The 9,719-nt window shown below is 71.8% G+C and carries 10 protein-coding genes; 6 read left to right on the top strand and 4 right to left on the bottom strand.

The genetic code is table 11. The features are described 5' to 3' along the window. A partial coding sequence (locus Q0C12_RS13750; RefSeq protein WP_290891146.1) for a methyltransferase domain-containing protein occupies positions 1-566 on the bottom strand: 566 nt, incomplete at its 3' end. A gap of 89 nt (positions 567-655) precedes the next feature. Between Q0C12_RS13750 and Q0C12_RS13745 the strand changes: the two genes are divergently transcribed. Continuing rightward, a complete protein-coding gene (locus tag Q0C12_RS13745; protein ID WP_290891144.1) occupies positions 656-1,090 on the top strand; it encodes a DUF6491 family protein in 435 nt (144 codons plus the stop codon). A gap of 14 nt (positions 1,091-1,104) precedes the next feature. Here Q0C12_RS13745 and rlmKL read toward each other — a convergent pair whose 3' ends face one another. From rlmKL to Q0C12_RS13730, 3 genes are read right to left on the bottom strand one after another with little or no spacing between them, the layout of a single operon-like run. Then, positions 1,105-3,240, bottom strand: a complete 2,136-nt coding sequence (gene rlmKL, locus Q0C12_RS13740) for a bifunctional 23S rRNA (guanine(2069)-N(7))-methyltransferase RlmK/23S rRNA (guanine(2445)-N(2))-methyltransferase RlmL (protein ID WP_290891142.1) — start codon at positions 3,238-3,240, stop codon at positions 1,105-1,107. Further along, positions 3,237-3,758 carry a hypothetical protein gene (locus Q0C12_RS13735; protein WP_290891140.1) on the bottom strand — a complete coding sequence of 174 codons (522 nt, stop codon included), beginning with the start codon at positions 3,756-3,758 and terminating at the stop codon, positions 3,237-3,239. Before Q0C12_RS13735 ends, rlmKL begins: the two co-directional genes overlap by 4 nt. Continuing rightward, positions 3,755-4,264 carry an MOSC domain-containing protein gene (locus Q0C12_RS13730; RefSeq protein ID WP_290891137.1) on the bottom strand — a complete coding sequence of 170 codons (510 nt, stop codon included), beginning with the start codon at positions 4,262-4,264 and terminating at the stop codon, positions 3,755-3,757. Before Q0C12_RS13730 ends, Q0C12_RS13735 begins: the two co-directional genes overlap by 4 nt. A 40-nt stretch (positions 4,265-4,304) precedes the next feature. On the opposite strand from Q0C12_RS13730, the gene Q0C12_RS13725 reads away from it, so the two are divergent. The 5 genes from Q0C12_RS13725 to Q0C12_RS13705 all read left to right on the top strand — a co-directional run. Further along, positions 4,305-4,880 carry an N-acetylmuramoyl-L-alanine amidase gene (locus Q0C12_RS13725; protein ID WP_290891135.1) on the top strand — a complete coding sequence of 192 codons (576 nt, stop codon included), beginning with the start codon at positions 4,305-4,307 and terminating at the stop codon, positions 4,878-4,880. Positions 4,881-4,935: 55 nt separating this feature from the next. Next, positions 4,936-5,817 carry an acyl-CoA thioesterase II gene (tesB, locus tag Q0C12_RS13720; RefSeq protein ID WP_290891133.1) on the top strand — a complete coding sequence of 294 codons (882 nt, stop codon included), beginning with the start codon at positions 4,936-4,938 and terminating at the stop codon, positions 5,815-5,817. Next, positions 5,817-6,212 (top strand): pathogenicity-like protein, encoded by a 396-nt coding sequence (locus tag Q0C12_RS13715; protein ID WP_290891131.1) that lies wholly within the window; start codon positions 5,817-5,819, stop codon positions 6,210-6,212. The genes tesB and Q0C12_RS13715 overlap by 1 nt, the downstream gene beginning before the upstream one ends. 85 nt (positions 6,213-6,297) lie before the next feature. After that, a complete protein-coding gene (locus Q0C12_RS13710; RefSeq protein WP_290891129.1) occupies positions 6,298-9,045 on the top strand; it encodes a reprolysin-like metallopeptidase in 2,748 nt (915 codons plus the stop codon). A gap of 71 nt (positions 9,046-9,116) precedes the next feature. Beyond that, the coding region (locus Q0C12_RS13705; RefSeq protein ID WP_290891127.1) for a sigma-70 family RNA polymerase sigma factor at positions 9,117-9,719 on the top strand (603 nt) is incomplete at its 3' end.

Raw genomic sequence — 9,719 nt, 5'->3', positions numbered from 1 at the left:
GGCGGCACGTTCCACCAGGTGAAGCTGCCGCGGCGCGCGTTGAGATCGAGCGCCTCGACGACTTCCTTCGCGACCGGGTTGGCCGGGCCGTAGGTGAACTGGATGAAGCGGCCCTGCGGCTGCAGGCACTCGAAGGCCGCGGCCAGGATGGCCTGCTGCGTGGCCTTGGGCATCGACAGCAGGCCCAGGCCGGAGATCACGGCGTCAGCCGGGGACTCCGGACCGAAGCCGCGCGCGGCCGCGAGCTCGGCCAGGTCGCGGGCATCTGCGCACGCGACCTGCACCTGCGGGAAATGCTTCTGCAGGTGCTGGTGCAGCTCTTCGTTGAGTTCGAGCACGAGCAGCTCGCTCGGCGCGATGCCGTGGTCCAGCAGCGCCTGCGTGAAGACACCGGTGCCGCCGCCGAGCTCGATCACGCGCCGGGCGCCGCGCGGCAGCTCCGACATCATCTGCCGCGCCAGCTGCGGGCTGGAGGGCGAGATGGCGGCCACGCCCAGCGGGTTCTTCAGCCATTGGCGGAAGAAGGTCCAGCCGTGCGGGGTGGTGGTGGTGCCGGGTCGGGTCATGGGCCCCAGCATAATGCCGCCGGGGATGTTTCGCGCGGGTTAAGTTTGGCGCGACCAAACTCGGGTCCCACCCCGCGCAGGACGCCGACATGAAACGCACCCTTGCCATGACCCTCCCGGCCTTGCTGCTGCTGGCGGCCTGCCGCCCCGGCGCCACCGACACCCGCCCGGGCCCCGCCGACGCCGACGTGCAGGCGGCGATCGCCGCCAAGGGCAAGCCCGGCTGCCTCTACCCGCAGGACGTGCGCACCTGGCACAACAGCCGGGACGGCGCGCTGTTCGTGGACGGCGGCCGGCGCAAGTATCGCGTGGACCTGTGGGGCGACTGCCGCGACAACCTCGGCGTCAGCCTCGTCTTCCGCGGCGACAGCATCACCGGCCGCGTTTGCGGCAATCCGGGCGACAAGGTGGTCTTCGATTCGGTCGGCTCGCGCCAGCGCGGCTGCGACATCCGCGACGTGCGCATCATCGACGACGAAACCTATGCGCTGGCCACCGGCATGAAGGCCGAAGGCGAAGAGTGATCGCCGCGCCGGGCTCAGGCCCGGCGCAACTCCCAGCAGCGGTGGATGCGCGGGTTGCGCTCGAAGTCGGGATCGATCGTCTTCGCACTGATCTCGGTGCAGGACGCGAACTCCGCCACCGCCGCCTCGTCGAGCCGGAACTTGCGGTAGTTGTTCGAGAACAGCAGCAATCCGCCGGGCGCCAGCCGCGCCACGCAGGCGCGCAGCAGGCGCACGTGGTCGCGCTGGGTGTCGAAGTCGTCGGCGCGGGCCGAGTTGGAGAACGTCGGCGGGTCGCAGAACACCAGGTCGTATTCGCCGCGGTCGGCCAGCAGCCAGGCCATGGCGTCGGCCTGCACCAGCTGGTGCGCGCGGCCCGCGGCGCCGTTGAGCGCCAGGTTGCGGCCGGCCCACTCGAGGTAGGTGCCGGACAGGTCGACGCTGGTGGTGCTGGCCGCGCCGCCCACCGCCGCATGCACGCTGGCGGCGCCGGTGTAGGCGAACAGGTTCAGCACGCGCTTGCCCGCGGACTCGCGGCCGATGCGCAGGCGCACCGGGCGATGATCGAGGAACAGGCCGGTGTCGAGGTAGTCGAACAGGTTCACCAGCAGCTTCGCCCGGCCCTCGCGCACGGCGATGAACTCGTCGCGCCGGTCCATGCGCCCGTACTTGCTGCCGCCCTTGCCGCGCGCGCGGGTCTTGATCGACACCTGGGCCGGCGGCACCGCGAACACTTCGCGCACCGCGTCCAGCAGCTCTCCGAAGCGGCGGCGGCTGTCGGCCTCGGGGATGGTCGAGGGCGCCTCGTACTCCTGCACGTGGACGAAGCTGCGGCGCTCGCCCTCGGCTTCCTCGTACACGTCCACCGCCGCCGAGTATTCCGGCAGGTCGGCATCGTAGGCGCGCCAGGCGGACACGCCTTCGCGCTCGCGCCAGGACTTGAAGCGCTTGAGGTTCTTGCGCAGCCGGTTGGCGACCATCTGCGCGCCGTCCGAAAGCGGCTTCGCCTCGCGCGGCGCCCGCGCCGGCGGCTGCAGCGGGTCGCAGACCAGCAGCGAGCACTCCAGCGCACCGTTGAAGAAGGCGTAGCGCTTGGCGGCGCGCAGCCCGGTGGCCTGGGCCAGCTCGTCCGAGCCGCACAGCAGCACCGCGCGCCAGTCCGGCACGGCGCGGCGCAGGGCGTCGCCAAGTTCGCGGTAAAGCGCCGCGTCCGCCGCCAGGCGCGCGTCGTAGGGCGGGTTGCAGACCACCAGCCCGCGCGCCGGACCCGGCGCCTTCAGGGCAGCCACCGGTGCGCGGTCGAAACGGATCAGCTCGGCCAGGCCGGCGCGGTCGGCATTGGCCACGGCGGAATGCAGCGCCGCGGGATCGAGGTCGGCGCCGAAGAACACGGGCCGCAGCGTGGCGCGCCCGGCGGCGGCGCGGTCGCGGGCCTCGGCCTCGATGCGCTGCCACAGGTCTTCGTCGAAGCCGCGCCAGCGCGTCGGCAGCGCGCCCTGCAGACGATGCAGGCCGGGCGCCACGTCGGCGGCCATCAGCGCGCCCTCGATCAGCAGCGTGCCGCTGCCGCACATCGGGTCGAGCAGCGCGCCGCCCTCGGCGTAGAGCTTCGGCCAGTGGCCGCGCAGCAGCATCGCCGCGGCCAGGTTTTCCTTCAGCGGCGCCTCGCCCTGCGACTGGCGCCAGCCGCGGCGGTGCAGCGGGCCACCGCCCACGTCCACGGACACGATGGCGCGGCCCTTGCGCACCACCAGGCTCAGGCGCAGGTCGGGCGATTCGGTATCCACCGAGGGACGCACGCCGTGCGCAGCGCGCATGCGGTCGACCACGGCGTCCTTGGCGCGCTGCGCCGCGTAGCGTTCGTGGGTCAGCGCCGGGCCCGAGACATGCGCATCCACCGCCAGCGTGCCTTCCGGATCCAGGTGCGCCGGCCAGTCGATCGCATGCACGCCCTGGTAGAGATCGTTCTCGTTGGCGCAGTCGAACTCGGCCAGCGGCCACAGCACGCGGCTGGCCAGGCGCGAATGCATGACCGCGCGGTAGGCCGCTTCCGCCCCGCCCTCGGCATTGGCGCCGGCCAGCGCGGCGGTGGCGCGGGTCGCGCCCAGCGCCACCAGCTCGTCGGCGAGCAGGTATTCCAGGCCCTTGGCGCAGGCGACGAAGAACTTCACGAGGCCAGCATCTGCAGGAATCGGCCGAATTCCTCGGCGCAGAACTCGACGTGCGCGGCCAGGCGATGGCTGTCGGGCACCAGCACCAGCGTGTCCTGCCGGCGCTGGGCCCAGCGCACGACGTCCAGCGCCGGGATCAGTTCGTCCTCCCAGCCGTGGATGATGCGCGTCGGCACCATGGCCGCGTGCAGGGGCCCGGGGGCCACGTCCAGCGCCACCGGTGGCGCCATCAGGAACAGGCCCGCCACCGGCACTTCGCGCGAGACGTGACCGGAGATGTAGGCGCCCATGCTCGAACCCGCCAGCACCAGCGGCTTGCGCGTGGCCAGGTGGGCGCGGGCGCCAAGTCGCAGGATGCGGCCCTCGACGTCGCCCAGCGGGCCCAGCACGTCGAGGTCGCGGTAGTCGGGACGTTCGTGGGTCCAGCCCATCGCACCCGCGACGCGCGCGAGCGCGGCGGCCTTGGTCGCCCCGGGACCGCTTTCCAGCCCGTGGGAAATGATGACGTGGCCGCTCACGCCGCGTCGTCCGCCGCCAGCGGCTCGACCGCGTCGCCGAGCCGGAAGCTGCCGGACACGATCACGCGGGCGCAAAGCCCGCCGTGCTGGCGCATCGCGTTGTAGCCGCCGGGACCGAGCGCAGCCTCCATGCGCGAGCACGGGTCGCAGTCGCCGGTGCCCTCGAACACCGCCGTGCCGATGCGGAAGCGCCGGCCCTTCAGCGCGATCACGGGCAAGCCCGACACCACGACGTTGCGGCGCAGGGTCGCGGGCGACACCTCGGCCAGGCCGCTGAGCGCCGCGACCACCGGCAGGTGCTCGGCCTGGATGAGCGTGATGCCGCGCTTGCCGCTGCCACTCTTGTACCGATCGCCCACCAGGCCCTTGCCGGCGACGACCTCGACCCGCTCCACTTCCTGCATCGGGATGTCGCGGGCGGGGCGCAGGCCGATCCATCGGACCTGGCCGGGACGCGGCAGCGTGGCCATCAGTGCGCCAAGCGCGGAGTCGGCGGGAAAGGGCATCGGGGGGGCTCCGGAATGGGCGCGATGTTAGCATGCGGCCATGACCGCCCCCCCGCCGACCGACCCCGGAATCCGGCCCTGGCCCCTGCCCTACGCCGCCCGGCTGGAGTCGCGCGACCCGGCGCACGTGGACCTGGTGGTCATCCACTGCACCGAGCTGCCGGACCTGCCGCTGGCGCGTGAGTACGGCGAACGCGTGCTCTACGACACCGGCACCGGCAACAGCGGCCACTACTACATCGACCGCGACGGCAGCCTGCACGAGTTCGTGCCGCCCGACCGCATCGCCCACCACACCCGCGGCTACAACGAGCGATCGGTCGGCATCGAGCTGGTGAACGCCGGCCGCTACCCGGACTGGCTCGATTCCCGCCGCCAGGCGATGGACGAGCCCTACACCGATGCGCAGGTGGAAACGCTGGTCGCGCTGCTGCGGCACCTCGCCGCCACGCTGCCGGCGCTGGAGTTCATCGCCGGCCACGAGGACCTGGACCAGACCCGGGTGGTGTCGAGCGACAACCTCGAGGCCCTGGTGTTCCGCAAGCGCGACCCCGGACCGCGTTTCCCGTGGTCGCGGGTGCTGGACGCGGTGCGGCTGGCGCGCATCCGCCCCTGAACCAGGCCGGGCCCGCGCGGCGGCTATAATCGCCGGCTGGAACCCCGGAGTCCCCATGACCTCATCCGTCGCCGCCGAACTGGTCGACCTGCTCCGCCTCGAGCGCCTCGAGGACAACCTGTTCCGCGGCCAGAGCCGCGACATCGGCACCAAGTACGTCTTCGGCGGCCAGGTGCTGGGCCAGGCCCTGTCCGCGGCCCAGCAGACGCTGGACCCGAACCGCCAGGTGCACTCGATCCACGCCTACTTCCTGCGCGCCGGCGACGTCGAGCACCCGATCGTCTACGACGTCGACCGTTCTCGCGACGGCAACAGCTTCTCGGTGCGGCGCGTCACCGCGATCCAGCACGGCAAGCCGATCTTCGTGTTCGCGTCCTCGTTCCAGGAGCCCGAGCCGGGCAACGAGCACCAGCTGTCGATGCCGGAAGTGCCGCGCCCCGAGGACATCGAGCCGGTCGCCGCGCCCACGCCGGAGCAGCTGGCCCAGCTGCCGCCCAAGGCCCAGCGCTGGCTCTCGCGCATGGGGCCGTTCGAGATCCGCCCGGTGTACCCGCGCGACGAACTCAAGCCGCCCAAGCGGCCGCCGTTCCAGCAGGTGTGGTTCAAGCTCAACGGCGAGGTCGGCGATTCGCCGGTGCTGCACCAGGCGCTGCTGGCCTATGCGTCCGATTTCCACCTGCTGGGCACCGCGACCTTCCCGCACGGCATCAGCTACTACCAGCCGAACGTGCAGATGGCCTCGCTCGACCACGCGATGTGGTTCCACCGCCCCTTCCGCGCCGACGACTGGCTGCTCTACTCCATCGACAGCCCCAGCGCCCAAGGCGCGCGCGGGCTTTCACGCGGGCAGATCTATACCCGCGACGGCCGCCTGGTCGCGTCCACCGCGCAGGAAGGCCTGATCCGCGTGCTGCCCGACGCCCCGGAGGCCCGCTGATGCGCCAGGTCTTCACGTCGGTGCGGCTGGAGAACGTCGAGCGCGTCGAGAAGATGCTCAACGACGTCGGCATCGAGACCAAGGTCACCCAGGGCCGCAGCTGGAAGGGCGTGAGCCGCCGCGAGTTCAGCTACAGCGCCAAGAACCACGACCCCAGCCAGCAGCCGGCCCTGTGGGTGATCAAGCCCGACGACTTCAAGCAGGCGCGCCAGATCCTGCATGACGCCGGCCTGCTCGAGGCCACGCGCGACGCAAGCTACCTGCCCGAGCACCTCAACTTCCGCGACCCCGCCAGCCAGTCGCCCGCGGCCCGCATGACGAAGATCCGCATGGCGCTATTGTTCATCGTCGTGATCATGGCCGGCGGACTGCTGGTGCGCGCGCTGATGGCGTGAAGACCGCGTAGCGGCGCTGTCTTGAGGGGCGTGCCGCCCCATGCGAACATCCGGGCATTCCCCAGTGTCCCGGAGCTCCACGGTCATGCGCCTTGCCGTCTTTTCCTGCGTTGCCCTGGCCGTCGCGCTCGCGCTCGCGCCGACGTCCCTGCCCCACGCCGCCGACGGCAAGGGCGCCGTCCGGCTGTTCAAGCTCGACGAACGCGTCGAGCACGAGGGCCTGCTCCGTTTCCGTCCGCTGGAAATCGACACCAAGGCGCTCGCCTTCGCCGCCGCGTCGCGCGGCAGCATCGCGGTGCCGGATCCCGACGGCGGCGAACTGGTCTACGACTACGTGTCCCACACCGAACATGCGAACGGCATCACCACCTGGGTCGGCCGTCGCGAGGGCGACTTGGCGGGCTTCGAGGCCGTGTTCACGGTCGGCGGCGGCGCGGTGTTCGGCCAGGCGCCGCGCGCCGACGGCAGCCTGCTCTATGTCGAGACCGTCGGCGGCGAGCTGCGCCTGATGGAGGACCTCGCGGTGGACATCGGCCAGCGCTCGGCCGTGCAGGTCGACGACGAAGTGATCCCGGACGCCAGCGACCTGGTCGCGGCGCAGAAGGCGCTCGCCGCTGCGCGTCCCGCGCCGAGCACCCAGTCGGAGGCGCACCGCATCGACATCCTGCTGGCCTACACGCCGGGCCTGGCCTCCTACGTGGGCAGCGACCTCGCGACCCGCACGCTGCTGCAGAACCGCATCGACCTCGGCAACACGGCCCTCGCCAACGCGGGCGTGGTCGGCCGCTTCCGGCTGGTGGCGACGCCGCGGGTGGATTACCCCGACACCGGCTCCAACAGCGACACGCTCGCGCTGATGCGGGCCTGGAACGGCGCCGGCGCGCATCCGCTGGCGATGCAGTTGGCGACGCTGCGCTATCGCCACGGCGCCGACCTGGTGGGCCTGGTTCGCCGCTACCTCAACAGCGACTCGGGCAGCTGCGGCGTCGGTTACGTCAACGGCGGCGGCAACAACCCGGGCAGCATCCCGTTCCAGCAGAACTCCGGCTACTTCAACGCCAACCACGGCACCGACAACGGCTTCTTCTGCCTGTCCACCACCATCGCGCACGAGATCGGCCACAACCTGGGCCAGACCCACGACATCGACACCACCGGCGGCGCCCGCAACGCCGCGCACAGCTACGCACACGGCTACCGCATCACGCCCGAGGGCCAGAACGGCTTCAGCACGGTGATGGCCTACGGCACCGGCAGCCAGCGCTCGGCCAACATCTTCTCGAACCCGCTGGTCAGCCACACCGAGTGCAGCAACCTGCCCTGCGGAACGGCCCAAGCCGACGTGGCGCGCAGCCTCGCCGAGACGATGCCGCTGGTGGCGGCCTGGTTCCAGCCCGCTGACGGCGATGCCCGCCAGATCAACAGCTCGCGCGGCCACATGGACGTGACCTTCTCGGGCCTGCCGGCCCTCACCGACGCCCGCTGGCGGGTGAACTACGCCGGCGCAGGCAGCTTCACCCTGACCGGCCCGACCCGCGCGGCCGCCGGCGCCACGATCAGCGCCCGGCTGTCCTGGAGCGGCCTGCAGGCGCCGTTCAACAGCGCGTTCCCGGTGCAGCTGGTGGTCGAATCTTCGCCTGCCGTCGTCGCCAGCACCCGCAACCTGCAGCTGACGCTGCGCGACTACATGCCCTCGCCGATCACGCTCGGCGACAACCGGCCGGTCTCGCTGGCGTCGGCGCGTTGGTCGGTGAGCCGCGACTACCACGAGACCCGGATGCAGTTCGTGCTGCCCCCGCACGCCAACACCGCGCGGGTCCGAATGGTCTCCAACGCGGACATCGACCTCTATGCGACCCCGGCCGGCCCGCGCGCGATCGCGACCTCGGCCCTGATCGGCCCCGGGCTGGAGCGTGGCGCCACCCAGGTGTCCGACACCGGCACCGCCACGACCAAGGAGATCGTGATCACCCGCACCGCGGGGGCGGTCGGCGCCGAGCGCTGGATGATTGGCCTGGGGCGTCCGTCCAGCGCTTCGCTGGTCTACAACGAGGCCACCGTGACCGCCCGGGTCGAGACCCAGTCCACTGCGCCCGCCTTCCAGAGCGGCCAGTACTACAACCCGCAGCGCCCGGGCCACGGCGTGTTCGTCGACTTCGCCGGCGACCAGTGGGTCGCGGTCTGGTACACCTACCGCGAGGACGGCACCCCGACCTGGTATTACAGCCAGGCCGCCGCGCCGGGCGCCAGCGGCATCTGGAACGCACCGCTGTTCCGGGTGGGCTGGAACGGCAGCCAGACCACCTCGACCGTGGTCGGCGACCTCGTGGTCACGCCGGTCAGCACGAACGAGATGGAGTTCTCCTACAACCTCGACGGCGAAGCCGGCAGCGAGCCCATGTTCCGCCTTGGCGGCGGCTCCGGGTGCCCGGTGTCGGCCGCGGCGCCGCTGGACGCCACCGGCCACTGGTACTCGCCCACCCTCGCCGGCTTCGGTTACAGCGCGCAGTACGAGCCGACCCAGGAGATCTACATCTCCTACCTGTATGACGCGGAAGGCGTGGCGCGCTGGCTGATCGGCGCCAAGCCGTGGAACGAGGGCGTGACCAACGTGCCGATGGAGCAGCTCACCGGCTTCTGTCCGACCTGCGGCCACATGCCGACGATCTCCCGCCCAACGGGCACACTGACCCGCACCATCGGCGCCAACGCCGACGGCAAGCGCGGCCTGACCCAGGTTGGCGTGAACGCGCCGCTGTTGAGCCCGCTGACCGGCAGTTGGAACGAGTCTCGCGGCACCGCCCTGCTTTCGGCCCGCAAGAACTGCCTCTGATCGATCCCGGCGCGGCGGTCACATCCGCCGCGCCGGTCCGTCCCTGGGCTTGAACCCCCCAGGAGCACGCCATGAGCGACATCCTTGATTCCCTGATCGACAGCCACCTGCCGGCCGCCGCCCGCGGCGACCGCGACGCCTACGGCCGCATCGTCGCCGGCTGCCAGTCCACCGTCACCTCGATCGCACTGGCGATCGTGCGCGACGTGCCCGCCAGCGAGGACATCGCCCAGGAGGCCTTCCTCTCGGCCTGGCAGAACCTGCGCAAGCTCAACAACCGCGCCAGCTTCCTGCCCTGGCTGCGCCAGATCACCCGCAACCTGGCCCGCGACCACCTGCGCGCGCAGGGCCTGCGCGCCAACCCCACCACCGACATCGAAGCCCTGATCGCCACCGTCGCCGACCCGCACCCGGGGCCCGCCGAGCAGCTGGCCACCGAGCAGGAGCGCGCCGTGGCCGCAGGCGTCATTGATGCGCTGCCGGAGGAATCGCGCGAAGTGCTGCTGCTCTACTACCGCGAGGGCCAGAGTTCGCGCCAGGTGGCCGGGCTGCTGGGCCTGCAGGACGCCGCGGTGCGCAAGCGCCTGTCGCGGGCGCGCGAGAAGGTGCGCGAGGAGCTGCTGGCGCGCCTGGGCGACTTCGCCCGCCGCACGGCGCCGGGCGCCGGCTTCACC

It is taken from the genome of Arenimonas sp., assembly GCF_022842045.1.
In the GTDB taxonomy this organism is placed as follows: Bacteria; Pseudomonadota; Gammaproteobacteria; order Xanthomonadales; family Xanthomonadaceae; genus Arenimonas.
This window is presented reverse-complemented; position numbering and strand designations above follow the sequence as displayed.

Coding starts and splice junctions, on each gene's coding strand:
- Q0C12_RS13730 (WP_290891137.1), bottom strand. CDS start 4,264: ATGCCCTTTCCCGCCGACTCCGCGCTTGGCGCACTGATGGCCACGCTG.
- tesB (WP_290891133.1), top strand. CDS start 4,936: ATGACCTCATCCGTCGCCGCCGAACTGGTCGACCTGCTCCGCCTCGAG.
- Q0C12_RS13725 (WP_290891135.1), top strand. CDS start 4,305: ATGACCGCCCCCCCGCCGACCGACCCCGGAATCCGGCCCTGGCCCCTG.
- Q0C12_RS13715 (WP_290891131.1), top strand. CDS start 5,817: ATGCGCCAGGTCTTCACGTCGGTGCGGCTGGAGAACGTCGAGCGCGTC.
- Q0C12_RS13710 (WP_290891129.1), top strand. CDS start 6,298: ATGCGCCTTGCCGTCTTTTCCTGCGTTGCCCTGGCCGTCGCGCTCGCG.
- Q0C12_RS13745 (WP_290891144.1), top strand. CDS start 656: ATGAAACGCACCCTTGCCATGACCCTCCCGGCCTTGCTGCTGCTGGCG.